Annotated in this window: 25 protein-coding genes; 9 read left to right on the plus strand and 16 right to left on the minus strand. The window is 65.5% G+C overall.

What is annotated here, in order from left to right; translation table 11 throughout:
* Positions 1–170: 170 nt before the first annotated feature.
* Positions 171–479 carry an EthD family reductase gene (locus AC2FNY_RS06080; RefSeq protein WP_496801916.1) on the plus strand — a complete coding sequence of 103 codons (309 nt, stop codon included), beginning with the start codon at positions 171–173 and terminating at the stop codon, positions 477–479.
* 7 nt (positions 480–486) lie between these two features.
* Here the strand turns inward: AC2FNY_RS06080 and soxR are convergent, their stop codons facing one another.
* Positions 487–942, minus strand: coding sequence for a redox-sensitive transcriptional activator SoxR (soxR, locus tag AC2FNY_RS06085; RefSeq protein ID WP_234165600.1), 456 nt, complete (start codon positions 940–942; stop codon positions 487–489).
* An 84-nt stretch (positions 943–1,026) separates the two neighbouring features.
* On the opposite strand from soxR, the gene AC2FNY_RS06090 reads away from it, so the two are divergent.
* The 3 genes from AC2FNY_RS06090 (at position 1,027) to AC2FNY_RS06100 (ending at position 3,034) form a co-directional block, all read left to right on the plus strand.
* Positions 1,027–1,407 (plus strand): VOC family protein, encoded by a 381-nt coding sequence (locus tag AC2FNY_RS06090; RefSeq protein WP_496801917.1) that lies wholly within the window; start codon positions 1,027–1,029, stop codon positions 1,405–1,407.
* Positions 1,408–1,542: 135 nt separating this feature from the next.
* A complete protein-coding gene (gene greA, locus AC2FNY_RS06095) occupies positions 1,543–2,013 on the plus strand; it encodes a transcription elongation factor GreA (RefSeq protein WP_234137209.1) in 471 nt (156 codons plus the stop codon).
* 13 nt (positions 2,014–2,026) lie between these two features.
* Positions 2,027–3,034: a hypothetical protein gene (locus AC2FNY_RS06100; protein WP_234137208.1), complete on the plus strand. Its 1,008-nt coding sequence runs from the start codon at positions 2,027–2,029 to the stop codon at positions 3,032–3,034.
* Positions 3,035–3,057: 23 nt separating this feature from the next.
* Here AC2FNY_RS06100 and AC2FNY_RS06105 read toward each other — a convergent pair whose 3' ends face one another.
* The 5 genes from AC2FNY_RS06105 to AC2FNY_RS06125 all read right to left on the minus strand — a co-directional run bounded on the left by AC2FNY_RS06105 (position 3,058) and on the right by AC2FNY_RS06125 (position 7,192).
* Complete coding sequence (locus tag AC2FNY_RS06105; RefSeq protein ID WP_234165599.1) at positions 3,058–4,317, minus strand: molybdopterin-binding protein; 1,260 nt, start codon at positions 4,315–4,317, stop codon at positions 3,058–3,060.
* Positions 4,314–5,114 carry a molybdopterin guanine dinucleotide synthesis gene (locus tag AC2FNY_RS06110; RefSeq protein WP_496801918.1) on the minus strand — a complete coding sequence of 267 codons (801 nt, stop codon included), beginning with the start codon at positions 5,112–5,114 and terminating at the stop codon, positions 4,314–4,316. Before AC2FNY_RS06110 ends, AC2FNY_RS06105 begins: the two co-directional genes overlap by 4 nt.
* On the minus strand, positions 5,111–5,602 hold the full coding sequence (mobB, locus tag AC2FNY_RS06115; RefSeq protein ID WP_496801919.1) for a molybdopterin-guanine dinucleotide biosynthesis protein B: 492 nt from the start codon (positions 5,600–5,602) through the stop codon (positions 5,111–5,113). Before mobB ends, AC2FNY_RS06110 begins: the two co-directional genes overlap by 4 nt.
* On the minus strand, positions 5,599–6,240 hold the full coding sequence (gene mobA / locus AC2FNY_RS06120; RefSeq protein ID WP_234137204.1) for a molybdenum cofactor guanylyltransferase MobA: 642 nt from the start codon (positions 6,238–6,240) through the stop codon (positions 5,599–5,601). The genes mobB and mobA overlap by 4 nt, the downstream gene beginning before the upstream one ends.
* A gap of 61 nt (positions 6,241–6,301) precedes the next feature.
* Positions 6,302–7,192, minus strand: a complete 891-nt coding sequence (locus tag AC2FNY_RS06125; RefSeq protein WP_496801920.1) for a formate dehydrogenase accessory sulfurtransferase FdhD — start codon at positions 7,190–7,192, stop codon at positions 6,302–6,304.
* 49 nt (positions 7,193–7,241) lie between these two features.
* Here AC2FNY_RS06125 and AC2FNY_RS06130 point away from each other — a divergent pair, with 49 nt between their 5' ends.
* Together AC2FNY_RS06130 and AC2FNY_RS06135 are read left to right on the plus strand one after the other, a co-directional pair.
* Positions 7,242–7,958: an AzlC family ABC transporter permease gene (locus tag AC2FNY_RS06130; protein WP_496801921.1), complete on the plus strand. Its 717-nt coding sequence runs from the start codon at positions 7,242–7,244 to the stop codon at positions 7,956–7,958.
* Positions 7,955–8,287 carry an AzlD domain-containing protein gene (locus tag AC2FNY_RS06135; protein ID WP_496801922.1) on the plus strand — a complete coding sequence of 111 codons (333 nt, stop codon included), beginning with the start codon at positions 7,955–7,957 and terminating at the stop codon, positions 8,285–8,287. Before AC2FNY_RS06130 ends, AC2FNY_RS06135 begins: the two co-directional genes overlap by 4 nt.
* A gap of 8 nt (positions 8,288–8,295) precedes the next feature.
* On the opposite strand, the gene AC2FNY_RS06140 is transcribed toward AC2FNY_RS06135, so the two are convergent.
* The 7 genes from AC2FNY_RS06140 to AC2FNY_RS06170 form a co-directional block, all read right to left on the minus strand.
* The gene (locus AC2FNY_RS06140) at positions 8,296–8,913 is read right to left on the minus strand and encodes a hypothetical protein (RefSeq protein ID WP_496801923.1); all 618 of its coding nucleotides are present in this window, start codon (positions 8,911–8,913) and stop codon (positions 8,296–8,298) included.
* A 19-nt stretch (positions 8,914–8,932) separates the two neighbouring features.
* Complete coding sequence (locus AC2FNY_RS06145) at positions 8,933–9,067, minus strand: aa3-type cytochrome c oxidase subunit IV (protein WP_496801924.1); 135 nt, start codon at positions 9,065–9,067, stop codon at positions 8,933–8,935.
* A gap of 62 nt (positions 9,068–9,129) precedes the next feature.
* The gene (locus tag AC2FNY_RS06150) at positions 9,130–9,690 is read right to left on the minus strand and encodes a hypothetical protein (protein WP_496801925.1); all 561 of its coding nucleotides are present in this window, start codon (positions 9,688–9,690) and stop codon (positions 9,130–9,132) included.
* Positions 9,677–11,521: a glycerophosphodiester phosphodiesterase family protein gene (locus AC2FNY_RS06155; protein WP_496801926.1), complete on the minus strand. Its 1,845-nt coding sequence runs from the start codon at positions 11,519–11,521 to the stop codon at positions 9,677–9,679. The genes AC2FNY_RS06150 and AC2FNY_RS06155 overlap by 14 nt, the downstream gene beginning before the upstream one ends.
* 70 nt (positions 11,522–11,591) lie before the next feature.
* Positions 11,592–12,047, minus strand: a complete 456-nt coding sequence (locus AC2FNY_RS06160) for a DUF6173 family protein (RefSeq protein ID WP_496801927.1) — start codon at positions 12,045–12,047, stop codon at positions 11,592–11,594.
* A gap of 3 nt (positions 12,048–12,050) precedes the next feature.
* Positions 12,051–13,097 carry an MBL fold metallo-hydrolase gene (locus AC2FNY_RS06165; RefSeq protein ID WP_496801928.1) on the minus strand — a complete coding sequence of 349 codons (1,047 nt, stop codon included), beginning with the start codon at positions 13,095–13,097 and terminating at the stop codon, positions 12,051–12,053.
* Positions 13,097–14,800 (minus strand): acyl-CoA dehydrogenase family protein, encoded by a 1,704-nt coding sequence (locus AC2FNY_RS06170; RefSeq protein WP_496801929.1) that lies wholly within the window; start codon positions 14,798–14,800, stop codon positions 13,097–13,099. Before AC2FNY_RS06170 ends, AC2FNY_RS06165 begins: the two co-directional genes overlap by 1 nt.
* Positions 14,801–14,925: 125 nt before the next feature.
* On the opposite strand from AC2FNY_RS06170, the gene AC2FNY_RS06175 reads away from it, so the two are divergent.
* The gene (locus AC2FNY_RS06175) at positions 14,926–15,876 is read left to right on the plus strand and encodes an L-threonylcarbamoyladenylate synthase (RefSeq protein WP_496801930.1); all 951 of its coding nucleotides are present in this window, start codon (positions 14,926–14,928) and stop codon (positions 15,874–15,876) included.
* Positions 15,877–16,023: 147 nt separating this feature from the next.
* On the opposite strand, the gene AC2FNY_RS06180 is transcribed toward AC2FNY_RS06175, so the two are convergent.
* Positions 16,024–16,578, minus strand: a complete 555-nt coding sequence (locus AC2FNY_RS06180; protein WP_496802101.1) for a YqgE/AlgH family protein — start codon at positions 16,576–16,578, stop codon at positions 16,024–16,026.
* A 140-nt stretch (positions 16,579–16,718) separates the two neighbouring features.
* Here AC2FNY_RS06180 and AC2FNY_RS06185 point away from each other — a divergent pair, with 140 nt between their 5' ends.
* Both AC2FNY_RS06185 and AC2FNY_RS06190 read left to right on the plus strand, forming a co-directional pair.
* Positions 16,719–17,531 carry a protein-disulfide reductase DsbD domain-containing protein gene (locus AC2FNY_RS06185; protein WP_234165587.1) on the plus strand — a complete coding sequence of 271 codons (813 nt, stop codon included), beginning with the start codon at positions 16,719–16,721 and terminating at the stop codon, positions 17,529–17,531.
* A gap of 3 nt (positions 17,532–17,534) precedes the next feature.
* Positions 17,535–17,954 carry an NUDIX hydrolase gene (locus AC2FNY_RS06190; RefSeq protein ID WP_234137191.1) on the plus strand — a complete coding sequence of 140 codons (420 nt, stop codon included), beginning with the start codon at positions 17,535–17,537 and terminating at the stop codon, positions 17,952–17,954.
* Between the two features lie 7 nt (positions 17,955–17,961).
* Here AC2FNY_RS06190 and AC2FNY_RS06195 read toward each other — a convergent pair whose 3' ends face one another.
* Both AC2FNY_RS06195 and AC2FNY_RS06200 read right to left on the minus strand, forming a co-directional pair.
* The gene (locus AC2FNY_RS06195) at positions 17,962–21,363 is read right to left on the minus strand and encodes an efflux RND transporter permease subunit (RefSeq protein WP_496801931.1); all 3,402 of its coding nucleotides are present in this window, start codon (positions 21,361–21,363) and stop codon (positions 17,962–17,964) included.
* Positions 21,364–21,369: 6 nt separating this feature from the next.
* Positions 21,370–22,827, minus strand: coding sequence for an efflux RND transporter periplasmic adaptor subunit (locus tag AC2FNY_RS06200; RefSeq protein ID WP_496801932.1), 1,458 nt, complete (start codon positions 22,825–22,827; stop codon positions 21,370–21,372).
* Between the last annotated feature and the right edge of the window lie 49 nt (positions 22,828–22,876).

Genomic DNA, 22,876 nt, shown 5'->3' on the forward strand with positions numbered 1-22,876 from the left:
CGCTTGATTACAGGCTATGCAGGTCAAGCGTCAATTGAAACGCGAGGTTATATTCGCACATGCAGCATTTCCCGCGCCTGATGAGGGTTCTTGCAGGCCTTTCAGGATAATTTGCCGCATCCTCGGGAATCGCCCTACTCTGTCCACACCCCTTTATCTGGAGAGAGTGAATGCCCGTATCCTTGCAAGTCGCCTATCCCGCCCGCGACGACACCAGCTTCGATTACGACTACTACCTTAGCACCCATATAGGTCTGGTCGCTGAACACATGGGCGCCCACATCCAGAACACGGTTGTGACCAAGGGTCTGGCAGGCGGTCCCGACATACCGCCCCCGTTCCACGCGATTGCAACCATCGTGTTCGCCGACCAGGCCGCGATGAACGCAGCGATGGCCGCCGCCGGGCCGGTGGTGGCGGATATCCCAAATTTCTACAACGATGCGCCGCAGATGCTGATCGGCGAGGTGGTCGGTTAAACCCGCGTCAGAGATCCCCGGTCTCGTCCAGCACCAACCGGGGGCCGGGTCCCTTGCTCCCGGCGCGGTCGGCCGGATTGTAAAGCGCACAATTGGGCAGGCTCAGACAGCCGCAGCCGATGCAGCCGTCCAGATTGTCGCGCAGCCGTTCCAGCGTTGCGATTCGCTGGTTCAGGCGGTCGCGCAGCCCGGTGCTGATGCGGGTCCAGTCGGCGCGGGTCGGGGTGCGGTTGCCGGGTAGCCCGGCAAGGACCTCGCGGATTTCCGGCAACGTCAATCCCAATTGCTGTGCGATCATGACAAAGCTCAGCCGCCGCAGGTCGGCGCGCTGATAGCGCCGCTGCCCGCCTGCATTGCGCCAGGGCGCGATCAGCCCTTGGGTTTCGTAGTAGCGGATCGCCGACACCGCCAGCCCGGTGCGCCGCGCCAAAGCGCCGATAGAGAGACCTTCGGAAGCCGACATATTTTTTTCCCACACAGACCTTGACCTAAAGTTAGGTTTAGAAATTATCTTCACTCGTGGCAACAGAGCAAAAGGAAGATTTTCATGAAGGCCACACTGGAACACGCAAACTTCACCGTCGCCGACCCCAAGGCGACCGCCGCCTGGCTGAACACGGTCTTCGGCTGGGAAACCCGCTGGGAGGGCGCCGCGATGGCCGGGGGCTATACCGTGCATGTGGGTGATGACCATACCTATCTGGCCCTTTACGCCCCGCCCGCGCCGGTCGCTTCGACCGAGAGCAGTTACGATGTGATCGGCGGTTTGAACCATGTGGGCGTGCTGGTCGATGACATCGACGCGACAGAGGAACGGGTTCGCGCGGCCGGGTTTAGCCCTCATAACCACGCCGACTACGAACCCGGACGCCGGTTCTATTTCGACGATGACAATGGCATCGAATTCGAGGTGATCAGCTACGCCTGAGGCGGGGTTCTGCCCAACCACCGCTTGTCCCCTCTTGCATTCCACGCCCGGTTTGGGTCAGGTAATCATCAACCCAACAGTCGCCCCGGCGCATCGCGCGGCGGGGCGATACAATTTCTGCGTGGACAAGACGATATGGAAAAGATCCCCATGACGCCTTCGGGCTTTGCCGCGCTTGAAGCGGAGCTGAAACAGCTCAAGAGCGTCGAGCGCCCCGCCATCATCAAGGCCATCGCCGAGGCGCGCGAACATGGCGACCTGTCGGAAAACGCCGAGTATCATTCGGCCCGCGAGAAGCAGTCCTTTATCGAAGGTCGCATCAAGGAACTGGAGGGCGTTCTGTCTCTGGCCGATGTCATCGACCCTGCGAAGCTGACCGGCGCCATCAAGTTCGGCGCCCGCGTGACGCTGGTGGACGAGGACACCGACGAGGAGAAGACCTGGCAGATCGTCGGTGAACACGAGGCCAATATCGAAAAGGGCCTGTTGAATATCAAATCGCCGATTGCCCGCGCGCTGATCGGCAAGGACGAAGGCGACAGCGTCGAGGTCAAGACACCGGGCGGCCAGAAGTCCTATGAAATCCTGAGTATCGAGTACTCCTGACGGAGCATCGCCCATGTCCGGCCCGTCGCCTGACCCAGACCCCGCCCGCAACACACCACTCGGGCTCTATGACCGGCCCCGGCGCGCTTCGGTGACCGGCATCGAAATCATCGCCATCGCTCTGACCCTGCTTTGGCTGGCTGTGTCGGTTTATCTCTTCGCCTTCGCGGACGCGGGCGCAGGGGGCGGCATCGGGTTTCTGGTGACCATGCTGGCGATCTTCATGCCGGTGGCGATGATCTGGGTCGCGGCCACTGCGGCCAAGGCCAGCCGGGTCATGCGCGAGGAAAGCCAGCGCCTGCAAGCGGCGATCGACGCGATCCGCCAGGCCTATATCACCCAGCAACAGAAACAGGCCGCCGGGCATGAACCCTCGGTCGCCAAGAAGCTGGACGAGATCGCCGCCGCCGCAAAAAAGACCGAGACCACGCTGGCCACCTTTTCGACCTCGCGGCGGGCGCGCCCCTTGCCCATCCCCGCCGCCGCACCGGAAAGCGCCGAGGATCAGGGCCTGCTCGCGCTTGGCACCCCAGCCGAGGCGCTGTCGCCGCCGCTCTCGACCGAGGATCTGATCCGCGCCCTGCATTTCCCGGAAACAGCCGAGGATGTCGAAGGCTTTGCAGCGCTGCGCCGCGCACTCAAGGACCGGTCTGCGGCGCAACTGATCCAGGCCGCGCAGGATGTGCTGACCCTGCTCAGCCACGAGGGCATCTATATGGACGACCTGCGCCCCGACATGGCGCGGCCCGAGGTCTGGCGCCAGTTTGCCCATGGCGCACGCGGGCGCGCTGTGGCCTCTTTGGGCGGGGTGCGCGACCGCTCGTCGCTGGCACTGACCGCCGGCAGGATGAAGCAGGATCCGATCTTTCGTGATGCGGCGCACCATTTCTTGCGCCTGTTCGACCGGATGTTCGCCACCTTCGAGGCACAAGCCAGCGATGCCGAGATTTCGGCCCTGGGAGAGACACGTACCGCACGCGCCTTCATGCTGCTGGGCCGGGTGGCGGGCACGTTCGACTAACCCGCGCCCGACCGCCCAAAGAACTAGAGCCCGAAACTCCCATAGGGAATGAACCGCACCGGGTCGCCGGGCCGGATATGGCAGGCTTCGTCGCCGATCTCGACCAGCCCCTCGGCCCAGCTGAGCCCGCTGACCCGGCCCGACCCTTCGGAGGCGAAGACCTCGACCCGGCCCTCACGGATGCGGGCACGCAGATATTCGCGCCGACCGGGTTTCTTGCGTTTCTCGAACCCTGCCGGCACGTCATACCCTTGCGGCGCACTCCAGGTTTCGCCCGCCAGAACCGCCATCGCCGGACGGGCAAAAACCAGGCTGCACACCAGCGCAGCCACCGGATTGCCCGGCAGGCCAAAGACCGGTTTTCCTTGCCACAAGCCCAGCGCCAGTGGGCGCCCCGGTTTCAGCGCGATGCGCCATTCCTGCATCGCGCCTGCCTCGCGCAACAGCGCCGAGACATGGTCCTCGTCCCCCGCCGAGGCGCCGCCGCTGGTCAGGATCACATCCGCCTCGGCGGCCGCCCGGTCCAGGGTCGCGCGCAGGCTCGCCCGGTCATCCGGAACCCGCCCCATGTCGCACACCCTGTATCCCAGCCGCTGCACCAATGCGCAGAGCATCGGCCGGTTCGCGTCATAGATCTGGCCTGGCCCGGCCTCTGCCCCCGGTTCGGTCAACTCGTCGCCGGTGGACAGGATCGCCACCCGCAACGTGGCCCGCACCGCTACCTCGGCAATGCCGACCGACGCCAAAAGCGCCAGATCGGCGGGGGTCAACCGCCGCCCTTCGCGCAGCACAACCGCACCCGCGGCCACATCCTCGCCCGCCTTGCGCGTGTTCGCGCCGCGTTTGAGCGGCCCGCGAAAGGCGACTTCACCGTCGCCCAGCGTCACATCCTCTTCGAGGATCACGGTCTCGACCCCCTCGGGCAGCGCCGCGCCAGTCAGCACCCGCAACGCGCGGCCCATGGGCAAGACGCCATCAAACGGTACTCCCGCCGCCGCGCGGCCCTGCTCCAGCGGCATCACATGCGCGCCCTCGGGTACCGCCCCGGCAAAGCCATAACCATCGACCGCGCTGTTGGCCTGCGGCGGGCTGGCGCGCAGCGCTACCGCATCCGCTGCCAGCACCGCGCCCAAGGCCTGCGCCACCGGGCGCGTTTCGGTCCCGGTCGTCGGTCCCAACCTGTCCCGCAGCATTTCCAGCGCCGCATCGACCGGTGTCCACTCGACCCCGGCGGGCAGGGCAAAGCAATCGTTGCGCAGCGGTGGCGGTTTCAGCCCGGTCATGTCTGGTTCACTCCCAATATCCAACCCTCCTCGGGCGCGGTTATGTCCAGCAGGGAACCGAGCCTTGCCTGTGGCAACGTGGCCAGATCACCGGCCACACGCTCTACCTGCCAGGCATCCTTGATGCGGTCCATTGGCCCCTTTCCCAAGGTCAGCGAGGGCCAGATTTCCACCAGGGTCACGGGCTTGTCCAACGGTTCGAACGGCCAGGCAGAAACCCACCCGGCAAAGCGGAGGTGCAGACGCGCCAACACCGGTAGCCCCATCATCACCTGCCCGCCAACCGCCCCCGCCCCGGCCATCTGCCAGCAGGTAAAGGCGCCCGGAGCGAAACGCTCGACCAAGCGCCGGTCAGGGAACGGATTGTGGTAGTCCCGCTTGGTTCGTGGCAACCCTGCGATGTCGCGTTTCAACCCATTGGCCCAGAACGGCCCTTTCCCGCCCAAACCGCGATTGATCGCACCCGCGAGATCAAACCGGTTATTGGTCTGCGGCGTATCCTCGATCCGGGCCTCGAACCAGTCCCACAGGCGCAACGGGTCGTCCGTTCCGCTCACCGCCCGGGCAAAGCCAGCCGGATAGCCAAATGGAAAATCGAACCCCAGCATCAGCCGCCGACCGGCAGCCAGCGCGGTTTCGATCAGATCGCACAACCAGTTCTCGGCCAGCCCCCGGTTCCTGAAATACTGCGGCTCCTCCCCGGCAACACAGACCCAGATCGCATCCTTTCGCGGGCGCGGGCCGGTATCGTTGCCGCCCGACCAATCGACCATGGCAATGGTGTCAAAGGGTGTCACAGCCCGACCTCGGAGAGGATGAAATCGGCGATCGCGGATGTGTCGTTCAGGTCGAACACCGGCCGATCGAGCGTCAGGGGCGTGTCACTGGCCACCGCGCGGATGCTCGGATCACCCGGCGCAATCAGGTCTGTGCCCGCCTCGGCCCGGAATGCCTCAACCTTGGGATGACCCTCGCGCTTGTAGCCCTCGATCAGCACCAGATCGACCGGCGACAGGCGGCCCAGCAGCTCGGCCAAGGGCGGTTCCGCCGCGCCGCGCAACTCGGTCATCTGCGCCACACGATAACCCGAGGCAAGGATCACCTCGGACGCCCCCGCCTGCCGATGCCGCCAGCTGTCGCGGCCCGGATGGTCGACGTCGAACGAATGATGCGCATGCTTGACCGTCGACACCGTCAGCCCGCGCCCGGTGATCTCGGCCACCAGCCGTTCCATCAGCCCGGTTTTGCCCGCATTCTTCCAGCCTGTGACGCCATAGACCCTCATGCGCGCTCCAACAGGGTTTCGGCCCGGGCCAGATCCTCGGGCGTGTTGACGTTGAAGAAAGGATCGAACGGCTCCGCGTCAAACAACGCCTCGCGCCCGCCATGCCGGTCGGTCCACAGCACCACCTTGCGCAACCCGCCGTTCAGCGCTGCGCGCAGATCACCGCGAAGGGCCACGGGCCAGAGACCGAAGGTCGGATGCCGGTTGACCTTGCCGCCCGATTTCAACGCCGCGCCATCGCGCGGGGTTGTGGCCAGCACCAGCGGATGCGTCTGCCCCTCGGACGCCTCGACCAGCCGCGCCACCAGATCGCGCGGAAAGAACGGCGTGTCGGCAGCGGCCGTGACGATGCTGTCGGCCCCCTGCCCTGCGGCCCAATCGAGCCCCGCGAGCACACCCGCCAGCGGCCCGGCAAACCCCTCGACCGTGTCGGGCAGAACCGGCAGGCCGAACCCGTCAAACCGCGCCGGATCACCATTGGCATTGAGCGCCAGCGCCCCTACCTGCGGCGCCAGCCGGTCGATGACATGGCCCAGCAACGTCTGTCTCCCAAGCGGCAGCAACCCCTTGTCACCGCCACCCATTCGGGTAGCGAGCCCCCCGGCAAGGATCACGCCCAACGGTCTACGTCCTGTCATGCCCTCTCCTCCCGCGCCGGAAAACGCGCGTTTTCCGGTCCGAATTTCGTGCGAAATTCGGTCACCCTTCCATACTCTTCCTGCGATGTTTCCTGTCTTCGACCGGCACGCTGTCCGGGTCGGCATCCCAGACCAGCCGCTCGGCCCCAGACAGACAGACAAACCGTTGCCCACGCATCCGGCCGATCAGGGTCAGCCCCACCTGCCGCGCGATCTCGACCCCCCAGGCGGTAAAGCCCGAGCGCGAGGCCAGTACCGGGATACCCATCATTGCGGTCTTGATCACCATCTCGGATGTCAGCCGCCCGGTGGTATAGAGGATCTTGTCACCCGCCCCCTCGCCCGTGGACAGCATCCAGCCCGCTATCTTGTCCACCGCGTTATGGCGGCCCACATCCTCCATATAGACCAGCGGCCGGTTCTCACGGCACAGAACCGTGCCATGGATGGCCCCGGCCTCCAGATAGAGCGAGGGTGTGCGGTTGATCCGCGCCGCCAGATCGTAGAGCCACGAGGTTCGCACCTCTACCTGAGGCAAACGCACCTCTTCCAGCCCCTCCATCATGTCACCGAATACGGTGCCCACGGCGCAACCGCTGGTGCGGGTCTTTTTCTTCAGCTTTTCCTCGTGGCTGGTTTCCACCGCGGTGCGCACCACGACGGTTTCCAGGTCCTCGTCGTAATCGACGCCGGTGATCTCTTCATCCGGTTTCAGCATGCCCTGATTGCGCAGGAAGCCCAACGCCAGATACTCGGGGTAATCCCCGATGGTCATGGCGGTCACGATCTCCTGACTGTTGAGGAATATGGTCAGCGGCCGTTCCTCGACTACCGAGATACGCGCGGGCGCGCCGGTCTGGTCCAGCCCCTCGACCGCGCGGGTCAGCCGGGCGGCTCCCGGGTCAGGGGCGATGATGTAATCCGACTGGTCGTCCGAAATAGCCAATTGCACCCCTTTCGATAGCCCGGTAGAGCGGTTGGGCTTACCTTAGGATTTAGGCATGTCCTTCACCACATCCAAATCCGTCTACTGGAAGGGTTTTCGCGACGGCGCGCCCTTCATCATGGTGGCGGCCCCTTTTGGCACCTTGTTCGGCGTCTTTGCGACCGAGGCCGGGCTGAACCTGGTGCAGGTGATGACCTTTACCGCCACCGTTTTTGCCGGTGCTGCACAGTTCACCGCGCTGCAACTCTTGCTCGATGACACGCCGACGCTGATCGTGCTCTTGTCGGCGCTGGCTGTGAACCTGCGGGTGGCGATGTACTCCGCCGCGCTGACGCCCTATCTGGGCGCAGCACCACTCTGGCAGCGGGCGGTGGCCGCCTATTTCACGGTGGATCAGTCCTATGCCTTGTCCGTGGTGCGGTTCGAGATCGAGCCGGACCTGACCGTGCCGCAGCGGATGGCCTATTTCTTTGGCACCGTCACTCCGCTGGCACCCGCCTGGTACCTGGCGACCTATCTGGGTGCGGTGTTGGGCACCCGCATTCCCGAAAGCTGGGCGCTGGATTTCGCCCTGCCGATCACCTTTCTGGCAATGATCGGACCGATGCTGCGCACCCTGCCGCATGTGATTGCGGCACTGGTGGCAATCGTGACCGCGCTGCTGACGGCCGGTGTGCCGTTCAACCTGGGCCTGCTGATCGCGGGCACCACCGGAATGATGGCCGGTGCGCAGGCCGAAGTGATGCTCGCCCGCAGGAACAAGAACACATGACCGAGATCGACCCATCAACCATGTGGATCGTCATCGCCGGGCTTGCCTTTGGCAGCTTTGGCCTGCGTTTTGTCTTTATCGGGCTGGTCGGCGACCGCCCGCTGCCCGACTGGCTGCTGCGGCACCTGCGCTATACTGCCGTGGCGATCCTGCCCGCGCTTATCTCGCCTTTGGTGATCTGGCCGCAGGCCACCGGCGGTCAGCCCGATGTGCCCCGGATGAGCGCGGCGGCAGTGGCGCTTGCCGCCGGATACTGGTCGAAAAACGTGCTGGTCGCGATCTTTTCAGGCGCAGGCACGCTTTACGGCCTGCTCTACCTGCTGGGCTGAGACGAGGCTCAGCTCGGCTGGTTCAGCTTGGCGTTGTTGGCGGCCAGACCCTTTTGCAGGTCGGCATCGTCCTGCTCGTAATACTTGTTCGTCACCGCACCGGGGCGCGAACCGAACTGATCGGCCAATTTGGTCGGCTGGAACGTGACCTTGATGTCACCGAACCCCGGCACCTGCTGCAACAGACGCGCAGTATAATTGGCACAATAGGCACCCGGCACCGGCCCCATGGTACGCGCCAGCCGATAGGCCGCCTCTGCCTGTTCCGGGGATACTTCCAATTCTTGCACAACAACGTGATGCGTCTCTCGCGCATGCGAGCCCCGATAGGCAGTCTCGACAGCCGGAGTGATGCCGAACAGAACATCGTTCTGTTCCGGCACGATATCGGCCCAGAACGAGCCCGCCGGGTCAAAGATCACCCGCTCGCTGGCATTGATCATCAGCGAGGTATGCGCCCCCGCGCCCGACCGGTTGTTGACCATAGTATAAAGCGTCAGCTTTGCCGGCCCCGGATCGCGATAGCGAACGGCAGCGACGGTCGCATCATCGGCCTGCGGCGCGCTCTGGCGGGTACAAGCCATCAGGCTCAGCGCCAACGCGCCGGCAAGAAAAATCAGCTTCACGGGAAGGCCCCTCGCAGGATCAGGCGGTAAACACGGCCATGAACAGCAGGACGAAGAAGATCACGACACAGACCCGGATCATCGCCTTGATGAACCCATCAAAGGTCTTGGTCTGAGTGGTGATGTCCATCGAACCGGGTTTGAAGTCAGCCATAGCAATCATCCTATTCGCGTTTTTTCGGTTGGATAGCGGATTCTCGCCGCTCTGTCACGACGTCAATCGCGCGCAGGCGCGGTTGAGTCAAAGGGGGTGCAATGGGCATACCCATAGCCCCAGCGCCATGGCAGGCCAGAGCAGGGGCCACCACCAAAGCGGACTGCCAGATACATCGCGTCAGCAATGGTGCCATAGGCGGCGCGGACCGTTTCGGGCGTGGTGTCATAACGTGTCGCCAGATCCGCCAGATGGCTTTCGCCGGTGTCGCGCACGCAGCTTTGCAAGGCCCGGTCGGCCTCATAACGCGCGGCATAGCTGTCCTCGGCAGTTTCTGACCCGCCTGCGTCGTGGTAAGCGCGGTCATGAATGACACAGCAGGCCTCCCAAGGCGGAAGATTGCCCTGCGCGGCAGCAAAATCGGGAAACGTGTCGGCAACCATGGTCCAACCGGCGCTGAGCCCTCCCGAACAGCCATCAGTGGTGAACGGTGTCAGCGGCGCGGCCTGTTGCGCCGCCATCAGCGCGCGGTGCGCCGGCAGTTCGAGCATCCGGTTCAGATCCTGCGCCGCGACCGGACTGCCCACGCAAAGGCACAGGATCAACAGGTTACGGGCTGTCATCGCGATAGGCCTTTGCATTCAGCTCCCACCCCATTTCCTGGGTCAGCCACAAGAGCAGCCGTTCAGCGGGGTTCAGCGTGGCGCGCACCTCCAGAACCTCGCGCGCCATGGCGGGTTCGTCGGTGATCAACCCGTCGACCCCCAGAGAGATCATCTTGGACATCAACAGCGGCTCGTTCACCGTCCAGACATAGACATCCTTGCCCGCCGCATGGGCGGCGCGCAGCAGCGACGGGCGCAGGCTGGCACTGCTGACGGCAACGAAGTCACCCTCGAGCCCGGCTAGATTGCCCACTGCCGTCGCCGCCAGAACACCGGTGCGCCAATCGGGGCGCAAGGCACGCATCTTTTGCACCGCCGGGTATTTCAGCGACATGGTGGCGATCTGGTCCTGCATGCCGAATTCCTCGACCAGGGCAATCACCCGGTTCTCCAGATCCACGTCATGGCCGTAATATTTCAGTTCGATCAGGACGTTGGATTTACCCTTGGCGGTCTCCAGAACCGCGCGCAAGGTAGGTGCCCGCTCGGCCGCGTAGTCCGGAGAAAACCAGCTGCCGATATCGATTTCCTCGATATCCTGCATGGTGGCGTCCCAGATCTTGGTCGGCACGCCGGAAAGCTTCATGAAATCGCTGTCATGCATGACGACCACCTCGCCATCGGCGGTCTCCTGCACGTCGATCTCGACCCAGTCGGCGCCGTCCTCGATCGCTTTGACGACCGAGGCCATGGTGTTCTCGGGCCGCGCCCCGGCGGCGCCGCGATGGCCAATCACGGTCACCTCGTCCGCAGCCGTCAGTTGGGTCAGCACCCCGTCGCTGACCCACATGCCAACGCCCAGCGCAAGAGCGGCCAGTATCGCCGCTCCAATCAGCCGCGCGCGCAGGCCCTGCGGATCCGCGGGCGGCAGGGGGGCCGCCGCCGCGGCTCCGTCGTAGAAACGATCCAGTAGCTTGGTCAGCGCCCCCAGCGCAGTCGCGGCCAGCACCAGCCCGGCCAGCGACCAGAGCCCCATCACCAGCACCACCAGTACCAACGCCCGACGCAACGCGCCCTCGGCCGGGATCGGTACCAGTGCCAGCGCCGCGCTGGCCAAAGCGCCCAGAACGGCGGCCAGCGCCAACCGGGTCAGCAGCCAGAGCACCAACTCGATCTTGAGCGCGGTACGGCGGGTGCCCATGCGGCGGGTGCTTTCGGCAAAGGCCTGAGCCGGCCGGACCCCTTCGAAGATGACCAGATGCAGCGCAAGTGCCCAGCCCGAGAGCCGCAGCATCAAGAGCCAGGCCAGGATCAGAACCAGAACCGCGATGGCCGCCATCGCCAGCCGGAACGAGGGCGGGCGGAAGGTCAGGTAATAGTTGATGTCGTAATCACCCAGCACCCACCAGGCGATCAGCCCGGCAAGCGCGACAAAGGGCAACGCCAGTACCAGCACCCGCAGAACAAAGAGCGCGGCAAAGGCCAGCAGCGGCCGCAGGTGCCGCAGCACCAGCGTCAGGCCGGAACTGCCCGCGTGCCAGACATTGCTGGCACCGCTGCGCAGGGTCGCGGCCATCACCGCAAAGCTCAGCACCTCGGCAACCAGAAGGATGCTCAGCACCGCAAGCGTCGCGGCAAAGCCCAGCGGAGACAGGACAAAACGCGCGATATCCTGATCGGTCAGCGCCGATTGGTCCGACAGGCCGACGGCCAGATTGATCAGCCCAGCCAGCGCCGGAGCGATCAGCGCCAGAACCAGCAGGCGCAGTGCGGCATAGAGCGGAACAAAGACCCGTCGCCGAGCCCAGGAACCGGACCAGGCATTGCGGACATGGGTAAAATGCGACACGGGCAGCTATCTCCTGCAAACAATGCAGGTATTGAACGGCCCTACCGCTGCCAAGGCAAGCTGAAAGCGCCTAGTCCGCTTCCAGATCGGCGGCCAGCCGGAAACCGATGCGCTGGGCCGGACGATCCTCGGTCGCCACCGGCATGGCGCGCAACATCACGTTCAACTGGCTCACATGCTGGACCAGCTGGGTCCGCGCGCCGGTGCCATCGGCCCCGTAAAAGGTGACGATATCGGGGTCGAAATAGCCGATCCCCTCGATCCGCAACACCCCGGCATCGCCGCCGACAAAGCCCATCGCCACCTCTTGGCTGGCGTCGAGCTGTTCTTCGAAGTTGCGGATATAGAGGATCAGACGTTCATAGGCCCATTGCGCCGGGCTCTTGTCCTTGACCGGTTCCTGCATCGGCGCGGGCACATCGGTCATGCGGGCTGGGCTGTCGGGATCGGCATGTACCTCGTGGCAGCGCGGCGGCAGCACCGCCGCCTCGGCATATTCGGCCGAGGTCTCGATCTTGTTTTCCATGGCTCATCCTTTCCGCTGATAGAGCCAGGCGCCATCCGCGCGCCGGGTCCGTGTCACCTCTCCGGTATGATAGAGATGGTTGACATGGGCAACCGCTTCAACCAGCGCCAGCCCGTACTCGCCCTCGCCAATGGTGCGCTTGAACAGCGGCGCAAAACAGTCCGAGGCCGGCTTTGGCGTATCGAGATGGTCGCGCAAGCGCGTCAGCGCGCCATGGTGATTGTCGATCAGTTGCCGCATACGGATCGGCAAGCCGGTAAAGGGCAGCTTGTGCCCGCCCAGCGCCAGATGCTCGGGCCGGGCCAGCGGCGCCAGCCGTTCACAGGTTTCCAGCCAGTCGGCCAGCGGGTCGGCCATCGGTTCGGTCGCATAGACGCCGATATTGGGGCTGATCGAGCTGAGGATCTGGTCGCCGGTGATGACCAGATTGTCATCGCGGCTCCAGAATGTCGCATGTTCGGGCGCGTGGCCGTTACCCATATGCACGTCCCAGTCGCGCCCGCCCATGCGGAACACGTCGCCCTGCTTGATCCGGGTGAACCCCAGCGGCATCGGATAGACCATATCGGCAAAGTTGAACGGCCGCTCGGCCATACGCTTTGCCAGAATTTCGGGCGCCATGCCCGCGCTGCGGTAATAGTCGAGCGTTTCCTCGGGCCAGGTCTCCTGCACATCCAGTGTCAGCATGCGCGAGAACAGCCATGCGGTGCGCGTGGTGACCAACTCGGCACCCAGTTCGGACTGGAACCAGCCTGCATTGCCCATATGGTCGGGGTGGTGATGGGTCACGACCACCCGGCGCACCGGCTTGCCAGCCAGCGGCCCGTCGATCAACGCCTGCCAGATGCCGCGCGTCTTTTTTGACGAAAACCCGGTGTCGATCACCGTCCAGCCGTCACCATCGTCCAGCGCATAGACATTGACGTGATCCAGCTTCATCGGCAGCGGCAGGCGCATCCATAGCACGCCCTCGGCCACTTCGATCGCTGAACCATGGGCGGGCGGCTCGTCCCAGGGGTAGCGCATGGCCAGGCCCGGTGTCCGATCCATCACGCCGACAGCTCTTCAAGGCTGATGGCATACAGGTCGGCACAACCGCCCTGCGCCTGTTCCAGCAGGCCGGCATGTTCGGGCAACAGCGCGTTGATGTAATACCGCGCCAGTTTCTCGCGCGCGCCACCGGGGTCGGCCAGCGCCGCGATCAGGTGGAAATGGCCGCCCAACACCCGCGCAAAGGCGCGCAGGAATGGCACCGCCCCGGCAAAACGGTCGTTCATCTCACCTTGCGCCACCATCCATTCGGTCGCCTCGCGCAGGGTTTCGGTCGCCTCCCAGACGGGTCCGGCCAGTTCCGGCAGGCGGCCACGGGCGCGCTCGGCATGATCCTCGATCTCATCCAGCAGCTTGGCCGCAGCCTCACCGCCATCCATCATCTTGCGGGCCACCAGGTCCATCGCCTGAATTCCGTTGGTACCCTCGTAGATCGCGGTCACCCGCACATCGCGATAAAACTGCGCCGCACCGGTTTCCTCGATAAAGCCCATGCCGCCATGCACCTGCACCCCGGTTTCCGAGACCGCGATACCCGTGTCTGTTCCAAATGCCTTGGCAATCGGGGTCAGGAAAGCGGCCCGCGCCTTCCACTCGGCCGATCCGGTCGCATTGCCCATGTCGATCGCCACCGCACAGGCCATCAGGATCGCGCGGGCGGCAAAGACATCGGCCTTCATGCTGGTCAGCATCCGGCGCACATCCGCATGATCGGCTATGGTGCCCGAGGCTGATTTGCCCTGCTTGCGCTCCATCGCATAGGTCATCGCGTGCTGCCAGGCGGCCTCGGCCACGCCGACGCCCTGCCCGCCCACGCCAAGGCGCGCGTTGTTCATCATGGTGAACATCGCCGCCATGCCGCCATGTTCCTCGCCCACCAGCCAGCCGGTGGCGCCGTCATATTGCATCACGCAGGTAGGAGAGCCATGCAGGCCCATCTTGTGCTCCAGCGACACCACCTTGAGGCTATTGGCCACGCCCGCATTGCCATTTTCATCCGGCAGGTTGCGCGGCACCAGGAACAGCGAGATGCCCTTGGTCCCGGGCACACCATCGGGCAGCCGTGCCAGCACCAGGTGGCAGACATTGTCGCAGAAATCGTTGTCGCCCCAGCTGATGAAGATCTTCTGCCCGGTCACCGCATAGGTGCCGTCGCCATTGGGCTCGGCCTTGGAGCTCAGCGCGCCCACATCCGACCCGGCCTGCGGTTCGGTCAGGTTCATCGTGCCCGACCACTCGCCCGAGATCAGCTTGGGCAGGTACAGCTCCTTGATCGCGTCGCTGGCATGGTGCTCCAGCGCCTCGATCTGGCCCTGGCTCATCAGCGGCGCCAGTTGCAGCGACAGGCAGGCACCGCTCATCATGTCGTTCACGGCGGTGGTGACGGCCATCGGCAGGCCCATGCCGCCATGCTCCGGCGACCCGCTCATCCCGATCCAGCCGCCTTCGGCAATGGCCTTCCATCCTTCGGCAAAGCCGGGCGAGCTGCGCAGCGCCCCGTTTTCCAGCCGCGCAGGGTTCAGATCGCCACCGCGTTGCAAGGGCGCCATCACCTCGTCGCACATCCGCCCTGCCTCGGTCAGGATAGCGCTCACCATATCGGCACCCGCCTCGCCATATTTCTCGGTCCCGGACACCCGGTCATATCCCACCACATGGCTCAGCAGGAACGTATAATCGGTCACGGGCGAACGGTATGGCATGGGGTCCCCTCGGTGGTGGTCTTGGCGGCTTGGCAAGCTGCGGGCGCATCGGTATGTATCAAGGCTTGTCCGATTACCTATCCAGAGCCATCCGGCAAGCAACCAAAACGCCGCGTCACCCCGCCATGCCTGTCCAACACACCCTTCGCCTTGCCGCCGATCCCGACGGCATCGCCCGCGCGGCAGAGCTGCTGCGGGCGGGCCAGCTTGTCGCCTTTCCGACCGAGACTGTCTATGGGCTGGGTGGCGATGCCACCAACGGGAAGGCAGTGGCGGGGATCTATGCCGCCAAGGGCCGGCCCAGCTTCAACCCGCTGATCGCCCATGTCGCCAGCGCCAAGGCGGCCCGGCGCCATGTGCAGTGGTCCGAAACCGCCGAGCGGCTCGCCACCGCCTTCTGGCCCGGCCCGCTGACGCTGGTTCTGCCACTGCGCTCCGATCATGGGGTTTCAGAGCTGGTTACCGCCGGACTCGATACGCTGGCGGTGCGGGTGCCCGCCCACCCGACCGCCCGCACGCTGCTTGCCACCCTCGACCGGCCGGTCGCCGCACCCTCGGCCAACCCTTCGGGCCGGATCAGCCCAACCACGGCGGATCACGTGCTGGCGGGCCTCGATGGCCGGATTGCGGCGGTGCTCGACGCAGGCCCCTGCGGCGTGGGTGTGGAATCGACCATCATCGGCCTTTCCGGCACGCCTACCCTGCTGCGTCCCGGTGGCCTGCCCGCCGAAGCGATCGAGGCGCTGCTTGGCCAGCCTCTGGCGCGGCACCAACAGGGCGACAACATCAGCGCCCCGGGTCAGCTGCTGTCGCATTACGCGCCTCAGAGCACAGTCCGACTCAATGCCACAGCCCCCTCTGAGGACGAGGTCTTTCTCGGCTTCGGCCCGGTGGACTGCGACGAAAACCTTTCACCCACCGGCGACCTGACCGAAGCCGCCGCCAATCTCTTTGCCGCGCTGCACCGCCTCGACGCAACGGGCCACCCCATCGCCATTGCCCCGATCCCCGAGCGCGGCCTGGGCCTTGCCATCAACGACCGCCTGCGCCGCGCCGCCGCCCCGCGCATGCCCTGAACCCGCTTCATTTCGCCCCAAATACTCCCGCCGGAGGCATCAGCCCCCTCACGACCCAAACAGCAAGACGGCACGTCACGCCGCCACAAACACCGAGGAGGAGGAACGACGACGAGATATCGAGCGCGCCGCAGGCGCTCGATTGGGTCAGGCGTGGCCAGCGCTGGCCGACAGCAAAAGCGCGTCGATGCCCAGCGATTTCAACGCCGCTTCCCATTTTCCCTCATCACGACTGCCGAACACGATGTCGGGGTCCGCCTCGGCGGTCAGCCAGCCATTGTCGGCGATTTCCGCCTCGAGTTGGCCCGGACCCCAGCCGGAATAGCCCAGCATCAGCGCCGCGCGGGCAGGGCCGCTGTCGCGCGCGATGTCTTCGAGAATATCCAGCGTCGCGGTCATGGTGAACGCGTCCGACACTTTCAGCGACTGCAACTTGCCCGCGTAATCCGGTGAGTGCAGCACAAAGCCGCGTGCCATCTCTACCGGTCCGCCCAGCCGTACCGGCGCCCGGGCGGCAGAGGCCGAGGTCGCAGGAATCTCAAGCTGCTCCAGCAGCGTGGCAACGTTCAGATCGGCGGGCTTGTTCACGATCAGCCCCATGGCACCGTCCTCGCCATGGCTGCACAGGAAGATCACCGAGCGTTCGAAGCGCGGATCGCCCATCCCCGGCATCGCGATCAGCAGTTTTCCGGTCAGGTCCATCATCGGCTAGGGCTCTCCTTTGCCCTACAATGGGCAACCGCAGGCCAGGGTGCAAGGGACAGCGGGCAGGACGCGCGGAAATCCCGCGGTTGACCGCATTGTGACTTGGCAAACCGCATTTGAAAGCGCATCTATTGGTCATGTCGACCCGCTTTTCTGCCTTGGCGCTTGTCGCGCTGCTGAGCCTGCCGCTCGCCAATCCCGCGCCTGCCGCAGGGCTGGACGATCTGGTGCAGATCGAAATCCTCGACGGCGGGCTGACCCCACGCGGCACCTATCTGGGCGCGATCCGCATGACCCTGTCCGAGGGCTGGAAAACCTATTGGCGCGCTCCGGGCGAAGCGGGTATCCCTCCCAGTTTCGACTGGCGCGGCTCGCGCAATCTGGGCGAGGTGAGCATCACCTGGCCCGCACCCGAAGTGTTCGAGCAAAGCGGCCTGCGGTCGATCGGCTATACCGACCAGATGGTGCTGCCGATCGAGATCACCCCAAAGGATTCCAACCGCCCGGTACGGCTGCGCGGCGAGATGGAATTTGGCGTCTGCAAGGATATCTGCGTACCGGGCAATCTGGACTTCGATCATACGCTTGACGCTGGCGCACCGCGCAACCCGGCCATCGTGGCGGCGCTGGCCCGGCGGCCCTATTCGGCGGCCGAGGCGGGCGTGACCTCGGCCACTTGCCGGATCAGCCCCAGCCAGGACGGTATGCGGATCGAAGCGCGGATCGCGATGCCTTCAACCGGCGGCTCGGAACTTGCCGTGTTCGAACCGGGCGACCCGACTCTCTGGGCGGGCGAGGCGCAGACCCGGCGCCAGGGCAATACCCTGATCGCCAGTTCGGAAATCCTCAATGCCGGCGGCACCGCCTTCGCCGTCGACCGCTCGCGCATCCGGATTACGGTACTGGGGGCCAAGCGGGCGGTGGATATCCACGGCTGCCTGCCGGGCTGATCGGTGACACCCCAGCCAAAGATCGGCGCACTGGCCGTGGTGATCCACGAGGGCCAGGTGTTGCTGGCGCAGCGCGGCAAGGATCCCGGGCGCGGGCTTTGGGGCTTTCCCGGCGGCCACGTGGAATGGGGCGAAACCGTGCGCGAGGCCGCCTTGCGCGAACTGCGCGAGGAAACCGCGATCGAGGCCCGCGCCCAGCGCTATCTGACCCATTTCGATCTGATCCACCACGACGACAACGGGCAGGCCGTGGTGCATTACCTGCTGGTCGGTGTGCTCTGCCGGTATCAGGGGGGCACGTTGCAGGCGGGCGACGATGCGATGGATGCACGCTGGTTCCCGATTGATCACCTGCGCGATGGTACGGTGCCGGTGATCGACCGGGTGACCGAACTGATGGAAATCGCGCTGCGCGCCAGCTAAACCCCGCTCAGGCCGGTTTGCGTCCAGCGTTGCGCATCAGGATCAGTGCCGAGACCGCCATTGCCAGCAAGCAGACAACAAGCGCCCCTGCAATGAACAACACCAGCGCGGTAGGCATCGGCGCCAAACTCTGCACCTGCGGTACCAGCCCCAGCATCCAGACAGGCAGCGCGCCGGTTACCGCAACCCAGGCCACCGTGACACCCAGCCAGGCCAAGGTCAGCACACCGCTTACCGCCACCGCCCCCCGCGCCAGAGGCGCCCCGCCGCGCAGCGCCCGGCGCAACGCCGACAACGGGCGCGCCACATCATTCTGCACCGCCAGCAGCGCGGGAACCACCAGCAGCACCAACAGCACGCCAAATCCCAGCCCGTAGACCAACGTGATCACCGTGGGCTTGAGGAATTGCGCCTGTTGCGAGCTTTCATATAGCAGCGGCGCCAGACCCAGCACCGTGGTCAGCGAGGTCAGCAAAACGGGCCGCAACCGGTCGGCCGTCCCGTCGATGATCGAGGGCAAAAGCCCCCTGCTCTCGGCATATTCGTCGATGGTTGTCACCAGCACGATGGAATCGTTGATGATGATGCCGGTCATGCCCAAGAGGCCCACAACCGTGAACATGCTCAGCGGCACCTCCCAGATATAGTGACCCCAGATCGTCCCGACGAGGCCGAAGGGGATAATCGCCATCACCACCAGCGGCCGGGTCCAGCTGGCAAAGATCCATGCCAGCACCAGGTAGATGCCGGTCAGGCACAGGGTCAGCCCGGTCGCCGCCTCGGACAGGAACGTGTCCTCCTGCTCGCTCAGCCCCGCCATGCGCCATTCGACCTGCCGTTCACTGGCGATGCGCGGCAGGATCTGCGTTTCCAGCGCGGTCGAGATCTCGGTGGCCCGGGCCGGGTCGTCCTCGGAGATATCCCCGGTGACCGAGATCCGGCGGATGCCGTTTTCGCGCCGAACGGTCGAAAACCCGGTGCGCTGGCTGACCGAAACGATATCGGCCAGCGGCACATAGACCCCGGCGGGCGCCCGCATCAGCGTGCGCTCCAGAAAATCGGCGGTCAGTTCGCCCTCGGGCAGTTCCACCCGGATCTCGGCACTCCGGGGACCGTCGGGATAGGTGGCCGCCTCGATCCCGTTGAGCCGCGCCCGCAAGGCCCGGCCCAGCGCGTCGACGGTAAAGCCCATCGCCTGCCCCTGCGCGGTCAGGTCCAGCACCACCTCTTCCTTGTCATAGGCCAGATCATCCTCGACCGCCGACACCTCGGGATAGCGCAACAGCGCCGCCTGAAGGTCGTTCGACGCCGCCTTGAGCACCTGTGCCGAGGCGCCATAGAACTGAACGTCCAGCGCATCGCCACCCGGCCCCGAGCGCCAGCCACGGAAGCTGAGCGTTTCGACCTTGGGGTGGCGGGTGACGAAATCCTGCAACTCGCCGACAAAAGCAAAGCTGGAATAGGGGCGCAGATCGGCGTCGATCAGCTCGATCGAGATACCGCCCAACAGGTCGCCATCCTTGGTCTCGGCCCCCGCCAGACCGCGCCCGGCATTGCCGCCCACCTCGGCCAGGACATAGTCGATCGGATTGCGGCCATGACGCTCTTCGTAGATGCGGCCCAGTTCCTCGGTGGCGCGCTGCAATTCGCGCATCATCTCCAGCGTGTCGGCGCGGGTGGCGCCTTCGGCCATGATGAAATTACCCGTGACCGATCCGCGCTCGGGCGCGTTGAAGAACCGCCATTGCACATCACCGGTGATGAACAGTGCCGCCTGACTGGCCAGCACGGTGACGGTCGCGGCCAGCACCACATAGCGGGCCTGGACCACCCAGCCGACAAAGGGCCGGAACAGGTGATCGCGCAGCCAGCGAAAGCCGCGATTTACCACCCGGTTGGGCCAGTCATACCAGTGTTCCTTGGCCGAATGGGCGATGGCATGGGACATGTGGTTGGGCAGGATCAGGAAACACTCGACCAGCGAGGCCGCCAGCACCGCGATCACGGTAAAGGGGATGTCGCGGATCAGTTCGCCGAACCGGCCGCCAATCGCGGTCAGGCCGAAAAAGGCGATGATCGTGGTCAGCGTCGCGGCAAAGACCGGCATCGCCATGCGGCGCGCGGCGGTCTCGGCGGCGACCACGGGGTGTTCGCCCAGGCGCCGGGCGCGGAAATCGGCATGTTCACCGACGACAATGGCGTCGTCGACCACGATGCCTAGCGTGATGATCAGGCCAAAGAGCGACACCATGTTGATGGTCAGCCCACCCACATACATCAGTGCGATCGCCGCGAACATCGAGGCCGGGATCCCCGCCGCAACCCAGAAGGCGGTGCGCGCGTTCAGGAACAGGAACAGCAGCATCACCACCAGCGCCAGCCCCATCAGCCCGTTGTCGACCAGAATGTTGAGACGGTCGCTGATCGCCTCGGCCCGGGTGCGGATCAGCTGCATGGTGACGCCTTGGGGCAGGCTGGCCTGCATCCGCTCGACCACCTCGGCGACCTGCTTCTGTACCCGGATCGCGTCGCCCCGGTCGGAGCGGTCGACCCGGATCGACATGGCCGGCTGGTCGCCGACCCAATAGGAGCGGTCGCGGGTGACGCCTTCGACCCGGATCTGGGCCACATCCGCGATCCGCAGCTTGGAGCCATCGGGGTTCGAGCGCAGGACAATGCCCGCGATATCCTCGGGCCTGCGCTTTTCCACCCCGGTTCGGATGCGCGCATTGGCGCCCGAGACATCACCCGCCGGGTCGCCGGTAACCTCGGCGGCGATGGCCGTGGCAATCTCGTTCATCGAGATATCATTGGCGATCAGCTTGGCCGAGGAGACCTCGACCACCGTGCGCGGCGCGGCGATGCCGCGAATGGTGGTGCGGGTGACGCCGATCTCGAACAGGCGCACGATCAGCTCGTCTGTAAAGAGCGCCAGCTGCTGTGGACCGACCGGCCCGGTGATCACCACATCGGTCACCCGGTCACGCCAGGCGCCCCGGCGCACCGCCGGGTCCTCGGCATCCTCGGACAGGGTGGTGACCGCGTCGACGGCGGCCTGCACATCGTCGGCGGCCTGCGACATGTCCCAGCCGGGCTCGAATTCCAGCTCGATATCGGCGCGCCCTTCGCGGGAACTGGCGGTGGTGCTTTCCACCCCGTCGACCGCCAGCAACGCCGGTTCCAGCACCTGCACGATGGCGCTGTCCACATCCTCGGGGCCGGCGCCCTCCCATTCCACGTTGACCGAGACATTTTGCACGATCACATCGGGAAAGAACTGCGCCCGCATGTTGGGTATCGCCGCCGCGCCCAGCACCAGCAACACCATCAAGAGCAGGTTCGCCGCCGTCCGGTGCCGGGTGAAATAGCTGAGCAAGCCGCCCGCCGCGCTGGGGATGCCGCGCACCATCGCGGATCAGCCCCCGGCCCGGTCTTCCAGCCGGGCCACCAGCCCGGCGGGAACGCGGGTTTCCGCGAGCTGGCCCAGCACCTTGGCCTTCACTTCAGAGGGCATCCGCTCATTGGCTTCGACCAGCGCCACCAGCCGGGCACGATGTTCGTCGCTCAGTTCCAGCATCGACAGATCGGGGCTGCCCGCCTGCGCCTCGTCCCTCAGGGGACGGACCCGGATACCAGGGCCAAGCAGCGGCGTGCGGCCCAGCACCACCTCGCGCCCGGCAAGCCCCTCGCCCCGGATAAGTACCATATCACCCTGCCGCCGGATCAAGGTGACCGGCACTTGTTCCAGCCGGTCCTCACTGTCCAGAACCAGCACCGTGTCCGCCGCATCCAGCGCCGAGGCCGGCAAGCGGACCACATCGGCCAGCGGCGGTTCCTCGACACGGACGGTGACGAAATCGCCGGGCTTGAACCCCGGCGCCGCATCGAGACGGGCATAGATCACCCGGCCCGACTGTCCCTCGCCCGCTGCCGCGCTGTCGCGGCTGACAGTGCCGGTGGCGGTCAGATCGGCCCCCGCCACATCCAACTCGATCTCGACTGCAGCACCAATCAAACGACCGGCCGCATCCAGCAGCCGCGTATGCTGGGCCGTCGAGACGCGGAACACCACTTCGAGCGCGTCGGGGTCGATCAGTTCGGCCAGCTTCTCGTTCACCGCCACCAGCCGCCCCTCGACAAGAGTCACGCCGCTGAGCGTGCCATCGAACCGGGCTGTCACCTCGGTTTCGGTCAGATCGCGTTCGGCCTGTTCCAGCGCCAGCCGGGCGCGGGCCAGACGGGTCGCGGCCTGATCCACGCGCGCCTCGGCCTGGGCCACCGCGATGCGCCGCGCCAATACGGCTTGCCGCGCCTGGGCATCGGCCAGCTCTGCGGTCTCGGCGGCGGCGGCGCTGCCGACGCCGCGTTCCACCAGGTCCCGTTGCCGCTTCATCGCCTGGGCCCGCAAGGCCGACTGATCCTCGGCGGCCTGCAACTCGTCACCGGCCAGGATCAGCGCCCTTGCGGCATCGCGTTCCTCGGCCTCGGCATCCATCAGGTCGGATCGCGCGCGGTCCAGCTCGGTCTGCGGCTTGGCCGGGTCGATGCGCACCAGCACCTCGCCCATCGCGACCGTGCCGCCCTCGACGAAATTGTCCGACAGGCCGATCACCCGCCCGCCCATCGCGGCGCGCAGTTCCAGCGTGCGGCGGCTCTGGACCTGACCGAAGGCTTCGAGAACCGGGGTGACGGTGCCATATTCGGCACGCTGCACATTGACCGCAAAGACCCGTTCGCGCGCGGCCGGCGGCTTGCGGTCACCGGCCATTCTGGTTTGCACCGCCTCCATCACCAGCTGTCCGGCCCAGATCAGCAGGGCAAACGCCACCGAGGCCAGAAAGACACCCAAAAGGCTCTGCCGCAAAAATCGCATCGGTTTTCGCACCCCGCTCGCTCAGGATCGCACTGTAACAGAACTAGCA

It is taken from the genome of Ruegeria sp. BHSC223 (genome assembly GCF_059613025.1).

Coding starts and splice junctions, on each gene's coding strand:
- AC2FNY_RS06080 (WP_496801916.1), top strand. CDS start 171: ATGCCCGTATCCTTGCAAGTCGCCTATCCCGCCCGCGACGACACCAGC.
- soxR (WP_234165600.1), bottom strand. CDS start 942: ATGTCGGCTTCCGAAGGTCTCTCTATCGGCGCTTTGGCGCGGCGCACC.
- AC2FNY_RS06090 (WP_496801917.1), top strand. CDS start 1,027: ATGAAGGCCACACTGGAACACGCAAACTTCACCGTCGCCGACCCCAAG.
- greA (WP_234137209.1), top strand. CDS start 1,543: ATGGAAAAGATCCCCATGACGCCTTCGGGCTTTGCCGCGCTTGAAGCG.
- AC2FNY_RS06100 (WP_234137208.1), top strand. CDS start 2,027: ATGTCCGGCCCGTCGCCTGACCCAGACCCCGCCCGCAACACACCACTC.
- AC2FNY_RS06105 (WP_234165599.1), bottom strand. CDS start 4,317: ATGACCGGGCTGAAACCGCCACCGCTGCGCAACGATTGCTTTGCCCTG.
- mobB (WP_496801919.1), bottom strand. CDS start 5,602: ATGAGGGTCTATGGCGTCACAGGCTGGAAGAATGCGGGCAAAACCGGG.
- mobA (WP_234137204.1), bottom strand. CDS start 6,240: ATGACAGGACGTAGACCGTTGGGCGTGATCCTTGCCGGGGGGCTCGCT.
- AC2FNY_RS06130 (WP_496801921.1), top strand. CDS start 7,242: ATGTCCTTCACCACATCCAAATCCGTCTACTGGAAGGGTTTTCGCGAC.
- AC2FNY_RS06135 (WP_496801922.1), top strand. CDS start 7,955: ATGACCGAGATCGACCCATCAACCATGTGGATCGTCATCGCCGGGCTT.
- AC2FNY_RS06145 (WP_496801924.1), bottom strand. CDS start 9,067: ATGGCTGACTTCAAACCCGGTTCGATGGACATCACCACTCAGACCAAG.
- AC2FNY_RS06150 (WP_496801925.1), bottom strand. CDS start 9,690: ATGACAGCCCGTAACCTGTTGATCCTGTGCCTTTGCGTGGGCAGTCCG.
- AC2FNY_RS06160 (WP_496801927.1), bottom strand. CDS start 12,047: ATGGAAAACAAGATCGAGACCTCGGCCGAATATGCCGAGGCGGCGGTG.
- AC2FNY_RS06165 (WP_496801928.1), bottom strand. CDS start 13,097: ATGGATCGGACACCGGGCCTGGCCATGCGCTACCCCTGGGACGAGCCG.
- AC2FNY_RS06170 (WP_496801929.1), bottom strand. CDS start 14,800: ATGCCATACCGTTCGCCCGTGACCGATTATACGTTCCTGCTGAGCCAT.
- AC2FNY_RS06175 (WP_496801930.1), top strand. CDS start 14,926: ATGCCTGTCCAACACACCCTTCGCCTTGCCGCCGATCCCGACGGCATC.
- AC2FNY_RS06180 (WP_496802101.1), bottom strand. CDS start 16,578: ATGGACCTGACCGGAAAACTGCTGATCGCGATGCCGGGGATGGGCGAT.
- AC2FNY_RS06185 (WP_234165587.1), top strand. CDS start 16,719: ATGTCGACCCGCTTTTCTGCCTTGGCGCTTGTCGCGCTGCTGAGCCTG.
- AC2FNY_RS06195 (WP_496801931.1), bottom strand. CDS start 21,363: ATGGTGCGCGGCATCCCCAGCGCGGCGGGCGGCTTGCTCAGCTATTTC.
- AC2FNY_RS06200 (WP_496801932.1), bottom strand. CDS start 22,827: ATGCGATTTTTGCGGCAGAGCCTTTTGGGTGTCTTTCTGGCCTCGGTG.